The organism is Limnohabitans sp. (assembly GCF_030158565.1).
Lineage (GTDB): Bacteria > Pseudomonadota > Gammaproteobacteria > Burkholderiales > Burkholderiaceae_C > Limnohabitans_A.
The window spans coordinates 78,165-90,991 of the sequence record NZ_JAOASQ010000029.1 but is presented as its reverse complement, the minus strand read 5'-3'; the positions used below and the strand labels follow the sequence as shown (position 1 = coordinate 90,991).

Annotated in this window: 12 protein-coding genes; 3 read left to right on the top strand and 9 right to left on the bottom strand. The window is 61.4% G+C overall.

Features of this window, described 5'->3' with window-relative positions:
- Positions 1 to 20: 20 nt before the first annotated feature.
- On the top strand, positions 21 to 764 hold the full coding sequence (locus tag Q1W40_RS06085) for a tyrosine-protein phosphatase (RefSeq protein ID WP_300709961.1): 744 nt from the start codon (positions 21 to 23) through the stop codon (positions 762 to 764).
- Between the two features lie 11 nt (positions 765 to 775).
- Here the strand turns inward: Q1W40_RS06085 and Q1W40_RS06080 are convergent, their stop codons facing one another.
- Positions 776 to 2,191 (bottom strand): aldehyde dehydrogenase family protein, encoded by a 1,416-nt coding sequence (locus Q1W40_RS06080; protein WP_300709960.1) that lies wholly within the window; start codon positions 2,189 to 2,191, stop codon positions 776 to 778.
- A 133-nt stretch (positions 2,192 to 2,324) separates the two neighbouring features.
- Between Q1W40_RS06080 and Q1W40_RS06075 the strand changes: the two genes are divergently transcribed.
- Together Q1W40_RS06075 and Q1W40_RS06070 are read left to right on the top strand one after the other, a co-directional pair.
- A complete protein-coding gene (locus Q1W40_RS06075) occupies positions 2,325 to 3,092 on the top strand; it encodes an enoyl-CoA hydratase (protein ID WP_300709958.1) in 768 nt (255 codons plus the stop codon).
- A 94-nt stretch (positions 3,093 to 3,186) separates the two neighbouring features.
- Complete coding sequence (locus Q1W40_RS06070) at positions 3,187 to 4,296, top strand: Zn-dependent alcohol dehydrogenase (RefSeq protein WP_300709956.1); 1,110 nt, start codon at positions 3,187 to 3,189, stop codon at positions 4,294 to 4,296.
- 56 nt (positions 4,297 to 4,352) lie between these two features.
- Here Q1W40_RS06070 and Q1W40_RS06065 read toward each other — a convergent pair whose 3' ends face one another.
- From Q1W40_RS06065 to Q1W40_RS06030, 8 genes are all read right to left on the bottom strand, one after another.
- Entirely contained in the window at positions 4,353 to 5,993 is a 1,641-nt protein-coding gene (locus tag Q1W40_RS06065) for a 3-(methylthio)propionyl-CoA ligase (RefSeq protein WP_300709954.1), read from the bottom strand.
- 58 nt (positions 5,994 to 6,051) lie between these two features.
- On the bottom strand, positions 6,052 to 7,278 hold the full coding sequence (locus tag Q1W40_RS06060) for an ABC transporter substrate-binding protein (protein WP_300709952.1): 1,227 nt from the start codon (positions 7,276 to 7,278) through the stop codon (positions 6,052 to 6,054).
- A 141-nt stretch (positions 7,279 to 7,419) separates the two neighbouring features.
- Positions 7,420 to 8,220, bottom strand: a complete 801-nt coding sequence (locus tag Q1W40_RS06055) for an enoyl-CoA hydratase-related protein (protein ID WP_300709950.1) — start codon at positions 8,218 to 8,220, stop codon at positions 7,420 to 7,422.
- 15 nt (positions 8,221 to 8,235) lie between these two features.
- Entirely contained in the window at positions 8,236 to 9,243 is a 1,008-nt protein-coding gene (locus tag Q1W40_RS06050; RefSeq protein WP_300709948.1) for a branched-chain amino acid ABC transporter permease, read from the bottom strand.
- A 3-nt stretch (positions 9,244 to 9,246) separates the two neighbouring features.
- Positions 9,247 to 10,119 (bottom strand): branched-chain amino acid ABC transporter permease, encoded by an 873-nt coding sequence (locus Q1W40_RS06045; RefSeq protein ID WP_300709946.1) that lies wholly within the window; start codon positions 10,117 to 10,119, stop codon positions 9,247 to 9,249.
- An 11-nt stretch (positions 10,120 to 10,130) separates the two neighbouring features.
- The gene (locus tag Q1W40_RS06040) at positions 10,131 to 10,847 is read right to left on the bottom strand and encodes an ABC transporter ATP-binding protein (protein WP_300709945.1); all 717 of its coding nucleotides are present in this window, start codon (positions 10,845 to 10,847) and stop codon (positions 10,131 to 10,133) included.
- Complete coding sequence (locus tag Q1W40_RS06035; RefSeq protein ID WP_300709943.1) at positions 10,844 to 11,647, bottom strand: ABC transporter ATP-binding protein; 804 nt, start codon at positions 11,645 to 11,647, stop codon at positions 10,844 to 10,846. Before Q1W40_RS06035 ends, Q1W40_RS06040 begins: the two co-directional genes overlap by 4 nt.
- Positions 11,647 to 12,825 (bottom strand): acetyl-CoA C-acetyltransferase, encoded by a 1,179-nt coding sequence (locus Q1W40_RS06030; protein ID WP_300709941.1) that lies wholly within the window; start codon positions 12,823 to 12,825, stop codon positions 11,647 to 11,649. The genes Q1W40_RS06035 and Q1W40_RS06030 overlap by 1 nt, the downstream gene beginning before the upstream one ends.
- Positions 12,826 to 12,827 lie beyond the last annotated feature (2 nt).

Here is a 12,827-nt window from a genome sequence, read left to right as displayed (position 1 = left end):
CTTTTCTCCACGATGCCCCCATGACCCCGGTAACCCCCGCTCTGCTGCAAGGCGCCTCCAACTTCCGCGATGTCGGCGGCTACCCGACGACAAACGGCCAACGCGTACGCCGTGGTCAGGTGTTCCGCTCGGACCATCTGGCGGGGCTGAGCGATGCCGATGTGGCGCGTTTGCAGGCCTTGGGGGTGAGCCACAGTCTGGACTTTCGGGGGGTGGCCGAATACACCGCCACGCCTTACGACATCCCGGGCGTGCAGCGTGTGGCCCTGACCATCGAGCCCACCGTGATCGCCCGCATGCAGGCGCTGGTGGCCCAAGGCATCGTGCCCACCACCGAAGAGACGGTGGAGCTGATGCGCGAGACCTACCGCGATTTTGTGAACCGCAACGCAGGCACGTATGGGCGGTTCATGAAGCATCTGCTGGAGCAGCCCACACCACAGGTGTTTCACTGCACGGCAGGCAAAGACCGCACGGGTTTTGCGGCAGCGCTGCTGTTGTCAGCGCTGGGCGTTGAGCGTGACACCATCGAGCACGACTATTTACTCACCAACCAGCTGTACCGGCGCGACCCCAGCCTGGAAGGCCAAGGCCACGCCCATGTGATGAAGGTGCTCTGGCAAGTGCAGCCGGAGTTTTTGCATGCGGCCTTTGAGGCGGTGGACGCGCAGCACGGTGGCATGCGCGAGTACCTGCACGGTGCGATCGGACTGACGCCTCAAGAATTGCTGGAATTGCAGCGCATGTTGCTACAAGCAGCATGAGCAAGGTCTGCTCAAAACAGATCCTGGCGAATCATCAAGGTTTGCGGTTGCGTGAAGCTCAAAAGGCCGTCCTCCCCCATTTCGACACCAAAGCCTGACTGTTTGTGACCGGCAAAAGGCGCATTGGGTGAAAGATAGAACGATTCGTTGATGTACACATTGCCTGTCTCCAACCTTTGCGCAATGTCGATGGCCTCATTGAGGTTACGCGTCCAGACAGAACCGGCCAAACCGTAGCTGGACGCATTGGCCCGGCGGATGGCTTCATCCACCGTATCAAAACTCAGCAATGGCAGGACTGGGCCAAATGCTTCTTCTGCCACAACACGGCTGTCATCCGGAGGGTTATCGAACACCGTGACAGGCACAAAATACCCCGGTCCCTCAGGGATGTCGCCTTCAAACAAGATGGGATGGCCCGCCTGACGGCTGTGCTCAATGAGTGCGCGCACGCGCAGGTATTGCGGTTTGTTTTGCACGGGCCCCAGCTGTGTGCTGGCATCCAGCCCAGGTCCGACTTTGATTGTTGCCGCATAGGCCACAAACGCCTGGGCAAAGGCTTGGTAGATATCACGATGAACATACAGGCGTTTGGTCGCCACGCACACCTGCCCACTGTTGGCAAAGGCTGACCAGAACAACTGAGGCACGGCTTTAGCCAGGTCAACATCTGGCAACACAATGGCCGCATCGTTGCCCCCCAACTCCAGCGTCAGGCGTTTGAGCGTGCTGGCCCCTGCGGCCATGACCCGACGCCCGGTCTCTGTCGACCCTGTGAAACTGACCTTGTCTATGCCCGGATGAGACGTCAGGCGTGGGCCCAACGCATCCCCGCCCACGATCACATTGAGCACACCAGGGGGGAACAGATCGACCATCCATTCGGCGATGGATAAAACTGTCAAAGGCGTCATGGGCGAAGGCTTGAGCACCACCGTATTGCCCGTCAGCAAAGCCGGAACGACTTTCCACCAGGACAGCAACGCCGGAAAATTCCAGGGCGACAAAGCAGCAACAACGCCCAACGGAATGCGCCGGGTCACACTGCGACGAACCGCGCTGTCCTCGTTGACCGATTCCGGCAAAGTCTGTTCACTCAGCCCTTTCATGAACCGCAGCATGCTTTTGAGTTCACCTGCGGCCATGGTCAAAGGCTTGCCCTGCTCCTGTGTCAGAAGTTCTGACAATTGCGCGACGCGTGGCTCAATGCGACGGATCATCTCGCGCAACAGCAAGCGGCGCGCCTCGATGCCCTGAGCGGCCCAAGCAGGCTGTGCGCGGCGGGCAGCTGCCACGGCCGCATCCAATTGATCCATGCTGCAATCGGGCACAGTCGCCAAAACCGCCTCGGTTGCGGGGTTCAACACGTCAAGCGTTTGCGGACTGTCTACCAACTGGCCGTTGATCAGCATGCGGTATGAAACCATGGTCTTTTCTTTTCAAATGAAGAGATGGGTCATTTTGTGCGCCCCGATTTTTTTGAACGTCGTCCAAATCGACGAATTTGAAAGGCTGAATGTCCTGCACACTGGGTCCTTCACGAACACCACAGGATTCACGATGTCAAACATTCTTTTGCTGGAGCAATCCGAACACGGCATCGCCACGGTGACCTTGAATCGGCCCGAGGTCATGAACGCACTGAACAGTGCGCTGCGTGAGGCGCTGGTGCAGTTGTTGCAACAGCTGGCCAAAGACAGCCGCGTTCGCGTGCTGGTGTTGAGAGGCGCGAATCAGACATTTTGCGCAGGACTGGACCTGAAAGAGCTGTCCACACATGGGCTGCCGCTTTCGGGACTGCACAACGATCCGGTGGCCGCTCTGGCGGCCATGCCCTGGCCCACCATCGCAGCCGTTCAGGGTGTGGCCGTCACGGGTGGTTTGGAGCTGGCATTGGCTTGCGACATGGTTCTGGCCAGCAGCAGCGCCCGGTTTGCCGACACCCATGTGCGAATGGGCGTCTTGCCAGGATGGGGGCTTTCACAGAAGTTGAGTCGACTTGTCGGTCAGGCCAGGGCCATGGAGTTGTCCATGAGTGGCAACTTCATGGGTGCAGCCCAGGCAGAACGCTGGGGGCTGATCAACCGATGCGTCCCCAACGACACCTTGGATGAACAAACCTTCGCTTTGGCCAAGGACATCGCCACGGCGCCCCCGGAGATGGCACAAGCCTACAAACGCCTGATTGGGGACGGCTACAAATTGCCCATGGGCGAGGCCCTGGTCCTGGAGCAGCAGCGCAGTCAGGCATGGGCCCGACAACTGAGCGCGGCCTCACTGTCCGATAGCAGCAGCGCCGTCAGACTGCGTGCACGTCAGCAAGATTGAGAATTCGTCGCAAGCGACGATGCTATCGCCAGCCGCACTGCTGAAAATATTCGAGGCACCCTAGCGCCTGCATACCCTCATCAGCGAGAACCCCATGCGACAAAAATCACGCGCCGTCATTGCCCGCGACAACACGGGCACCGTCACCGTTGAAGACATCTGGGTCGACCCCCCGCAGCATGGCGAGGTGATGATCAAGATGCAAGCCTGTGGCGTATGCCACAGCGACTTGTCGACCGCCAAAGGCATCATTCCGCTGCCACCCCCGGTCGTGCTCGGTCATGAAGGCGCAGGTCATGTCGTGGCCTTGGGCGAAGGCGTCAAAGGGCTGGCAGTCGGTGACCGCGTGATCACGTCTTTTGTCAGCATGTGCGGGCATTGCCGGTATTGCATGACGGGCCAGCCGCAACTGTGCGACCAGAATGCCCGTACAGCATTCACCTTGCCCGACGGCACCGTCCGCACCCACGACATGGCAGGTCTGCCCTTGAACATTTTGTGCGGCTGCGGCGTGATGTCCGAGTACGCCACGCTGCACATGGACAATGTGATCAAGGTGGATCGACCCGACATTCCCATGGACTGTTGTGCCCTCATCAGCTGTGGTGTCATGACCGGCGTGGGGGCTGTGGTCAACACAGCCAAGCTGACGGCGGGCTCGATCGCCGTGGTCTTCGGTGCCGGAGGGGTGGGCCTGAACGCCATTCAGGGTTGTGCCATCGCGGGCGCGGCCATGGTCATTGCAGTTGACCGCTCGGATCACAAACTGGCCATGGCCCGCTTGTTTGGTGCCACCCACACGGTCAATGCAGCGGCGGAGGACAACCTGGTCAAGACCTTGAAAAAGCTGACCGGTGGCGGCGCAGACTATGCGTTTGAGTGCGTGGGCCTGGGCAGCGTGGTGGCGCAGGCTTATGGCGCCTTGCGCAAAGGCGGCACCGCCGTGGTTGTTGGCGTTGCAGGCATGCAAGACACCACCACGCTCAAAACCGTTTCGCTCACGCTGGAAGAAAAAACACTCAAAGGCAGCTACTACGGGTCTGCACGACCACGCGAAGACTTCCCGCGCCTGATGTCGCTCTACAGCAGTGGCAAGCTGAAACTGGACGAACTCATCACCCACCGTTACACACTGGCAGAAGCCCCTCAGGCCTTTGACGACCTGGCTCAAGGACGCAATGCCCGGGGCATGATCATTTTCTGAATCCGTGTGGGATTAAAAATGGCCGCACCAAGCGGCCATTTTTCTGAAGCGTGAAATCAAGCCGTGGGCAAGCGGTGGTCTCGGTACTGTTCACGCAATTTGGTCTTGAGCAGTTTGCCCGTGGCCGTGTGCGGCAAGGTGTCGACGAACACGATGTCGTCGGGCAGCCACCATTTGGCAATGCGCGTGGACAGGTAGTCCATCACATCCTTGGCTTCAAGCTGCACACCGGCACGGCGCACCACCAGCAACAGCGGGCGCTCTTGCCACTTGGGATGCGCCACACCAATCACCGCCGATTCGGCCACCCCGGGGTGCGAGTTGGTGGTGTTTTCCACATCGATCGATGAAATCCATTCGCCGCCCGACTTGATCACGTCCTTGGCGCGGTCCACCAGTTGCAGGTAACCGTCGGGATCGATGGTGGCCACGTCGCCCGTGGGGAAGTAGCCTTCGTCGTCGAGCACCTCTCCGCCCTCGCGTCGGTAATAACCGCTGGCAATCCAGGGGCCACGCACATGCAGGTGGCCAAACGCCACGCCGTCCCAGGGCAAGGCCTGGCCGTTTTCATCAACGATCTTCAGGTCCACGCCCCAGACGCCCCGGCCTTGTTTGAGCTTGGTCTTGATCAGCTCTTCGGCAGGCACATGAGCGTGCTTGAGCAGCAATTTGCTGATCACGCCAATCGGGCTGGTCTCGGTCATGCCCCAGCCTTGCACCACCTCGGCACCGAACTGGTTTTCAAAGCGTTCGAGCATGCCACGCGCCACGGCAGCGCCGCCAATGCCCACGCGCTTGACGCCGAGTGATTTGGGGTCCAAGTGCGGGTTCGCGTCCAGGTACTGGAACAGCATCATCCACACCGTGGGCACGCCTTGCGAGAAAGTCACACGCTCCTGCTGCATCAGATTGAACACGCTTTCGCCGTCCAGGTGCGGACCAGGCAGCACCAGCTTGGCCCCCACCATCGCGGCGGCATAAGGCATGCCCCATGCATTGGCATGGAACATGGGCACGATCAAGAGCAGGGTTTCTGTTGAGCTGACGCCAAAGGTGTCGGGAGCCAGTTCCATCAGCGTGTGCAGCAGCGTGGAGCGGTGCGAATACAAAACACCCTTGGGATTGCCCGTGGTGCCCGAGGTGTAGCACAGCGAAGAAGCGCTGCGCTCATCGAATTCAGGCCAGGTGTAGTCGCTGCTTTGCGAAGCCAGCAAGTCGTCAAAGCACAGCACATTGGGCACACCGATGTCGGGCATGTGCGCCTTGTCGGTCATGGCCACAAAGGTCTTGACGGTCTTGAGCGAGGGTGCCAGCTGGGCCACCAGTGGCGCAAAGGTCAGGTCAAAAAACAGCACCTGGTCTTCAGCGTGGTTGACGATGTAGTCAATCTGCTCGGGAAACAGGCGCGGGTTGACGGTGTGCAGCACCGCGCCACAGCCGGACACGCCGTAGTAAAGCGCCAGGTGGCGGTAAGAGTTCCAGGCCAGCGTCCCCACCCTGTCACCTTGCTTGACGCCCAGCACCTGCATGGCCTGGGCCACTTGCCGGGACATCTGTGCAATGCCCTTCCAGGTGGTGCGGTGCACGTGCCCTTCGGGCAGACGGGACACGATTTCGGTGTCCGGGTGAAATCGGGCCGCATGCTCGATCAATGAAGAAATGAGCAACGGACGGTCTTGCATCAGGCCTTGCAACATAAAGGTCTCCTGGATTTTGAACGACGGGAAGCCATTCAGGCTTCCCGCCTTGGACACATCAACCGGCGGTGGCCTGAAGGATGGTTTCGTAGGTCTTGCCGTTGAAGCGTTGCAGTGCCTTCTTCTGGATCGGGAAGAAATCGTCGGGCGTGGTCTTGATGTCGATGCCGGGGTACAACATGGGCGGTGTGAAATTCATGTTGGCCGCCTGCTTCATGATGTTTTCGCGCGTGAGGTTGTCGCCCGCCATGCGCAGCACCTGCACCATGGTTGCGGCTGTCGAATAGCCGTTGGCATTGAGGGTATCTTCAGGGTCGCCCGATGGGTAGTACTGCTTCATGGTCGCGGCGTATTCGGCCGCGTCCTTGTTGCCCGCAGCCGCAGGGTCCAAGGGGGTCAGCAAGTAGGTGGAAGAGATGATGCCCACCGCGTTTTCAAGCCCCGCAGGCTTGAGCACGGAACTGGCCGACTGCGACACGCTCACCAGGTACTGGGTGGGCTTCCAACCGATCTCAGCAGCTTTGCGAATCGCCTGGGCCGCGAACTTGGGTGTGGTGATGCTCACGAACACATCGCAGCCTGCGGACTTGAGCGTCACCATCTGGCTGTCGATCGTGGGGTCGCTCACCTCGTAAGTCAGGTGCTGGGTGACCATGGTCTTGGCCTTGTCGCCCAGCCCATCGAGCAGGCCCTTCATGTAGTCCTTACCGAAGTCGTCGTTTTGCATCAGCACACCAATTTTGGCGTTGGGCTTGGTCTGCAGAATGTGCTTGGCATACAAGCGGCCTTCGGCCTGGTAGGTGGGCTGCCAGCCCATAGTCCAGGGGTTGGTCTTGGGGTCGCCAAAGCGGGTGGCGCCCGTGTTGATGAACAGCTGGGGGATTTTTTTGGCGTTGAGGTAACGCTGCACCGCGATGTTTTGCGCCGTGCCCAACGAGCCGAACATGAGCAGCACCTCGTCTTGCTCGACCAGCTTGCGGGTCTGCTCCACCGACTTGGCCGGGTTGTAGGCATCGTCCAACGTCATGAAGTTGATCTTGCGGCCATTCACGCCGCCTGTGGCATTGACCTTGTCAAAGTAGGCCTGCATGGCTTTGCCCACCGTGCCGTAGGCCGAGGCGGGGCCGGAATACGGGTTCAGGTTGCCGAGCTTGATTTCGGTATCGCTGGCACCGGGGTCGTATTTTTTCTGGGCATGCGACACCAAGGGGAAAGCGCTGGCCAGCAACATGCCGGCACCGAGTTTGAGGGACCGGCGCAGACCGGCATCAAAAGATTTGGACATGTTGTCTCCTGATTTTTATGAAGAAAAGAAATCGAACCCCAGCATCACAACCCGTCAAAGAAGCATGACGCCAGAGTCCATGCCATCGTAGAAAGCTGCCCAGTACAGAGCATCGTCGGAACTGACGATATTGCAAAGGCCTCAGCGCGGCGGGAACTTGGGCTCGCGTTTTTCCAGGAAAGCCCGCACACCTTCAGAAAATTCGGGCCGATCGATCAGCTCGCGCTGGCGCGAGGCCTCGTAGTACAGCTGCGCTTGCAAGCTGGCACTTTCGGCGTGGTCGTAGGTGCGCCGGATTTCCTGCGCCGCATGGGCGGGCAACTGCGCCAGACGCTGTGCCAGCGCTTGGGCCTGTTCAGCCAGTTGATCATCTTGGACACAAGCCCAGATCAAACCCCAGTCCAGGGCCTGCTGGGCAGGCAAACGATCGCCCAGCAAGCTCAGGCCCACAGCCCGTGCACGCCCAGCCGAGCGCTGCAAAAACCAGGTGCTGCCCAGGTCCGGCACGATGCCCAGACGCGGCATGAAGGGCAAATAAAAGTAAGCCGACTGCGCCGCCACCACCACGTCGGCGGCCAGCGCCACACCCACACCCGCGCCCGCGCAAGGGCCGTTGACCGCGCTCACCACCGGAAAAGGCAAGCTGCGGATGTCTTCGATCAGGCGGTTGGACAGGGCCTCCATCGCGTCGGCCGTTTGCTCGCCCAGGCTTTGGTCAGAAGGCGGCCGCATGCTGCCCAAATCAGCCCCCACGCAAAAGGCCTTGCCCACGCCGGTGATGACCAGCGCCCGCACCGAGCGGTCTTCGCGCAGGGCGGCCAATTGCTCGCGCAGGGCCACTTGCAACGTTTGCGCCAAAGGATTCAGGCGTTGCGGGATGTTCAGGCGCAGCCAGGCCACATCGCCTTGGCGCTCCAGCAGGATCGGGTGTTCATCGGCCATGGGGTCTCCAAGAAATCAATGGCTTCGGGCAGCACGCCAGGCCTGCAGCTTGCGCAGCAAACCCACCACGCCGCCGGGCATGACAAACATCAACAAGATCAGCACCACGCCATACACCGCCCAAGGCGCGGCCTTGGAGACTTTTTCGGCCAGGTTGGGCACGAACATGATGAAGATGGCGCCATACAAAGCGCCCCACAGCGTGCCCACGCCACCCACCACAATGCCCACCAGCAAAGAGATGGACAAGAACAGGGTGAACGAATCGGGCGAGACAAACTGCACCGCAATCGCCGACAGGGCGCCGCCCACGCCGGTGTAAGCAGCCGACACGCCAAAGGTCATGGACTTGTAGTGCCGGTTGTCCACACCCATGGCTTCGGCTGCCATGGCATGGTCGCGGATGGCCCGCATGGCCCGGCCCGTGCCGCTTTGCAGCAGGTTGTGCGCGATCCAGAACATCACCACCGCCACCGCCAGGGCAAACAGGTACAGCCATTGGTCTTGCGTGAGCGGCAGACCCCAAGGCGCATCGGGCTTCATCAAGACAATGCCTTGCACACCACCGGTCCAGGCTTCGAGGTGTTTGTATTTCAGCAACTGCGGCATGGCCACGCCGAGCGCAAAGGTGGCGAGCGCCAGGTACAGGCCTTCGAGCTTGAGCGCGGGTCGACCAAACAGGTAACCCACCAACAAACACACCACAGCCGCTGTAGGCAACGTGGCCCAATAAGGCACAGCGGCGTGTTCCATCAAGATGCCGGTGACATAGGCCCCCAGCGCAAAGAAGGCCCCGTGGCCCAGCGAAATCTGGCCGTTGTAGCCGGTCAGCATGTTCAGGCCCACCAGCGCGATCGCATAGGCCACCACCATGGTGGCCTGGAACAGCTGGTAGCCTTTGGCCACAAAGGCCAGGCCTACGGCCAGGATCAGCAGCACCAGCAAACCGGCTTTGACGGTGCGCTCAGACAAACCGGCAATGGCCGTCGGCAAAGAGGCGTTCAGGGTCGCACTCGGTTTCATGGTTCAGACCCTCGTCACAATTTTTTTGCCGAGCAGGCCCGAGGGCCGCACGATCAACACCCCCACGATCAGCACCAGCGCCACCGTCAGTTTGAGCTCGGTGCCCACCACATAGCTGCCCATCAGGTTTTCCAGCACGCCCACAATGAAGCCGCCCAAGACCGCGCCCACCGGGTTGTCGATGCCACCAATCAGCGCACCGGCAAAGGCATAGAGCAAAACGCCGGTCATCATGTTGGGGTCCAGAAACACCACAGGGGCCACCATCATCCCGGCCACGGCGCCAATGGCGCCGGCCAGGCCCCAGCCCAGCATCAGCATGCGCCCGACCGAAATGCCCACCAAGCGTGACGAGTTGGCGTTTTGCGCGGCAGCCCGCATGGCCAAGCCCAGCGGTGTGAAACGGAAAAACGAAAACAGCAAAGCCACCATGACCAGCGCCACAAAAATGGCCCCCACCTCGTGCGCCGACATGAGCTGCGAGCCATACCAGGCCCCTGCCGGAAAAGGACTGGGGAAGGTCTTGATGGTGTAACCAAACAGCCAGCCCGCCAGGCTGTGGAAGATCACCAGCAAGCCGATGAAGACCACCACCACCGACAACTCCGGCGCCTTGTGCATGGGCCGAATGACCGCAAACTCGATGGCTGCCGCCAGCACAAAAGACAGCAGCACCGTCAAGGCAAAAGCCCCCCAATACGGCAGCCCCGCGTCCAGCAGCATCCAGGCCAGAAAGGTGGAGAACATGGCCATCTCGCCTTGCGCGAAATTGATGTGGTGTGTGGCTTGGTAAATCATCACCAGGGCCAGCGCCACACTGGCATAAATACCGCCAGTGGCCAGGCCCGAGAGTGTTTGGTGCAGCAATTCATTCATCGGTCAATCCCTTATTCGCCCAGATAGGCGCGGCGCACCGCATCGTTGCTGCGCATGTCACTGGACGAGCCGTGCAACACCACGCGTCCGGTTTCCAGCAGGTAAGCGGTGTCGGCAATGTCCAGCGCCAGCTTGGCGTTTTGCTCGACCAACAGGATGGAAACTTTTTCCTCCTGGTTGATGCGCCGCATGATGGCAAAAATGTCCTTGACCACCAGCGGGGCCAAACCAAACGAGGGCTCATCCAGCAACAACAAACGGGGCCTGCCCATCAGGGCGCGGCCAATCGCCAGCATTTGTTGTTCACCGCCCGACAAGGTGCCCGCCTGCTGGCTGGCCCGCTCACGCAGCCGGGGAAAGTAGCCGTAGACCTTGTCCATGTCCTGCGCCAAGCCCTCTCGGCTGGCGCGGCTGAAAGCGCCCAGGCGCAGGTTTTCTTCGGTGCTCAGCGCCATGAAGGTGCCGCGCCCATCGGGCACATGGCCCACACCCAGGCGGGCGATCTGTTCGGTGTTGCGGCTGTTCAAGGCCACGCCCTCGAGGGTGATGCTGCCGGTGGTCTGCACCATCAGCTGGCACAGCGCCCGCAAGGTGGTGGTCTTGCCCGCACCGTTGGCGCCCAGCAAGGCCGTGACCTGGCCCTCGGCCACATCCAGGTTCAGACCGTGCAGCACTTGGGTGTTTCCATAACGCGCATGCAGGTCGCGCACTTCCAGCAACGTGCTCATGATGCGGTTTCCTCTGATTCGCCCAAGTAGGCACGGATCACCTCGGGGTGCTGGCGCACCTGCGCAGGCGTGCCCTCGGCGATCTTCTTGCCAAAATTCAGGGCCACTACCCGGTCCGAGATGCCCATGACCAGGCCCATGTGGTGCTCTACCAGCAGCACCGTGACCTTCAGGCGGTCGCGGATGTCGCGGATCAGCGCACCCAAGCTGTGCAGTTCTTCGTGGTTCAAGCCGCAAGCGGGCTCGTCGAGCAGCAGCAACTGCGGCTGCGAGGCCAGGGCGCGTGCCAACTCGACCCGCTTTTGCGTGCCAAAAGGCAAGTCGCCCACCACACGGTGGGCCTCGGCCTGCAGGCCCAAAAATTCGATCAGTTCATCGGCCTTGGCCGCCGCTAGCGCTTCCACCTGCGCCACACCGGGCAGGCGAAACGCATTGCGCAAAAAGCCCGCATGGTGCTGGCTGTGGCTGCCGACGAGCACGTTTTCACGCACGGTCATGGTTTTGAACAGCGCCAGGTTCTGGAAGGTGCGGCCGATGCCCAGACCGGCCATGCGGTGGCGCGGCAGCTGGTTGAGCGCTTGGCCGTTCCAGGCGATGGTGCCGCTGTCGCACACATACAGGCGCGAGAGGCAATTGAACAAGGTGCTTTTGCCCGCGCCGTTGGGGCCAATCAGGGCACAAATCTCGCCCCGATGCACATCGAACGACACCCCGTCCAGGGCCACGATGCCGCCAAAGCGGACCGTGACACCTGAAATGCTGAGCAGGGGCTGGCCGGATTCAGGCACGCCGCTGTGCATCACAGGCGCTCGATGATGGTCACGTTGGCCATGCCGCCGCCTTCGCACATGGTCTGCAGGCCGTAGCGCTTGCCGCGCTGAGCCAGCGCGTGCACGAGGGTGGTCATGAGCTTGGTGCCCGAAGCACCCAGCGGGTGACCCAGCGCGATCGCACCGCCGTTGACGTTCAGGCGCGCCGGGTCGGCCCCCAGCGCCTTGAGCCAGGCCAGCGGCACCGAGGCAAAGGCTTCGTTGACCTCGTACAGGTCGATCTCGTCGATCTTCATGCCCGCTTTTTTCAGGGCCCGCTCGGTGGCCGGGATGGGGGCTTCGAGCATGATGACCGGGTCGTGGCCGATCATGGTCATGTGGTGGATGCGGGCCAGGGGCTGCACGTCCAAGGCCTTCAGGCCCCGCTCGTTGACGATCATCACCCCGGTCGCGCCGTCGCAAATTTGGCTGGCATTGGCAGCGGTGATGACGCCGCCTTCTTGCAGCAATTTGACACTCTGGATGCTCTCCAGCGACGCTTCGGCGCGGATGCCTTCGTCAGCCGTGTGCATTTCGCCCGATGCGGACCCGTCTGCGGTGCGCACCGCCACGGGCAAAATTTCGTTCTTGAATGCGCCCGCCTGGGTCGCGGCCAGGGCACGCTGGTGGCTCAGCAAGGCGTAACGGTCCAGCTCGTCTTTGCTCAGACCGTATTTGCGGGCCATCATCTCGGCGCCCACAAACTGGCTGAAGGCCACGTTGTTGTAACGCTGGTTGACCCAATCGCTTTGGTAAGAACCCATGCCGGCCTTGGAGGCCAGCGCAGACGGGCTGAACATGGGCACCCGCGTCATGGACTCGACGCCCGCCGCGATCACGATGTCCATCGCGCCCGACATGACGGCCTGGGCCGCAAAGTGCACCGCCTGTTGCGACGAGCCGCACTGCCGGTCAATCGAGGTGCCGGGCACCGACTCGGGCAGGCGCGAGGCCAGCACCGCATTGCGCGCCACGTTGGTGGATTGCTCGCCCACCTGGCTCACGCAACCCATGAACACGTCCTCGATCAGCGCCGGATCGGCCCCGGTGCGGTCCACCAAGTCGTTCAGGACCTGCGCCGCCAGATCAACCGGATGCCAGCCGGACAGGCGCCCGCCCCGGCGCCCGCCTGCGGTGCGGGTGGCGGCAACGATGAATGCTTCAGACATGT

Bases quoted from the DNA above. Each gene is read 5' to 3' on its own strand.
- Q1W40_RS06085 (WP_300709961.1), top strand. From the start codon at position 21: ATGACCCCGGTAACCCCCGCTCTGCTGCAAGGCGCCTCCAACTTCCGC.
- Q1W40_RS06080 (WP_300709960.1), bottom strand. From the start codon at position 2,191: ATGGTTTCATACCGCATGCTGATCAACGGCCAGTTGGTAGACAGTCCG.
- Q1W40_RS06075 (WP_300709958.1), top strand. From the start codon at position 2,325: ATGTCAAACATTCTTTTGCTGGAGCAATCCGAACACGGCATCGCCACG.
- Q1W40_RS06070 (WP_300709956.1), top strand. From the start codon at position 3,187: ATGCGACAAAAATCACGCGCCGTCATTGCCCGCGACAACACGGGCACC.
- Q1W40_RS06065 (WP_300709954.1), bottom strand. From the start codon at position 5,993: ATGTTGCAAGGCCTGATGCAAGACCGTCCGTTGCTCATTTCTTCATTG.
- Q1W40_RS06060 (WP_300709952.1), bottom strand. From the start codon at position 7,278: ATGTCCAAATCTTTTGATGCCGGTCTGCGCCGGTCCCTCAAACTCGGT.
- Q1W40_RS06055 (WP_300709950.1), bottom strand. From the start codon at position 8,220: ATGGCCGATGAACACCCGATCCTGCTGGAGCGCCAAGGCGATGTGGCC.
- Q1W40_RS06050 (WP_300709948.1), bottom strand. From the start codon at position 9,243: ATGAAACCGAGTGCGACCCTGAACGCCTCTTTGCCGACGGCCATTGCC.
- Q1W40_RS06045 (WP_300709946.1), bottom strand. From the start codon at position 10,119: ATGAATGAATTGCTGCACCAAACACTCTCGGGCCTGGCCACTGGCGGT.
- Q1W40_RS06040 (WP_300709945.1), bottom strand. From the start codon at position 10,847: ATGAGCACGTTGCTGGAAGTGCGCGACCTGCATGCGCGTTATGGAAAC.
- Q1W40_RS06035 (WP_300709943.1), bottom strand. From the start codon at position 11,647: ATGCACAGCGGCGTGCCTGAATCCGGCCAGCCCCTGCTCAGCATTTCA.
- Q1W40_RS06030 (WP_300709941.1), bottom strand. From the start codon at position 12,825: ATGTCTGAAGCATTCATCGTTGCCGCCACCCGCACCGCAGGCGGGCGC.